1 rRNA gene is annotated in these 521 nt (G+C 47.2%); it reads right to left on the bottom strand.

Annotated features, from left to right (window positions below):
* Positions 1–396 precede the first annotated feature (396 nt).
* A 5S ribosomal RNA gene (gene rrf, locus CQW31_RS30830) occupies positions 397–512 on the bottom strand.
* Positions 513–521: the final 9 nt, after the last annotated feature.

Below are 521 nucleotides of genomic sequence, written 5' to 3'. Positions count from 1 at the left end.
AATGACTATGTGATTTCTCGCATGGCCACTTGTGATGCTGATAATCTTTGTGACTATCAGTCCGTACTCACAAGCACCCACACGAATTGCTTGATTCGATTTGTTAAAGAGCGTTTGGTCAAGAGCGTTTCGTCTCAACCGAGGCGCGCATTCTACGCTTTCCCCAGAGCCTGTCAAGCGTTTATTTTGAAGTTTTTGCGAGAAACTCGTTTGGCTTCAAACACTTGGCTCGCTGCGATCTCTCGTAGCGGGAGGTGAATAATACAGCATTCAGTAACGCTGTCAACCACCTTTTACCACCACCGATTGGCTATTCACCTACCAGGAGAAGCGATAGCTTCTACTTAAAGACAAAACCCCTACCTGCATGCGCAGATAGGGGTTTTGCGAAATGAATCTTGACGATGACCTACTCTCACATGGGGAAACCCCACACTACCATCGGCGATGCATCGTTTCACTACTGAGTTCGGGATGGGATCAGGTGGTTCCAATGCTCTATGGTCGTCAAGAAATTCTGT

Source organism: Pseudomonas sp. 382 (genome assembly GCF_002759075.1).
GTDB classification, from domain to species: Bacteria; Pseudomonadota; Gammaproteobacteria; order Pseudomonadales; family Pseudomonadaceae; genus Aquipseudomonas; species Aquipseudomonas vlassakiae.
The sequence above is the reverse complement of the archived record's forward strand: the minus strand, read 5'-3'. Positions and strand labels throughout refer to the sequence as shown.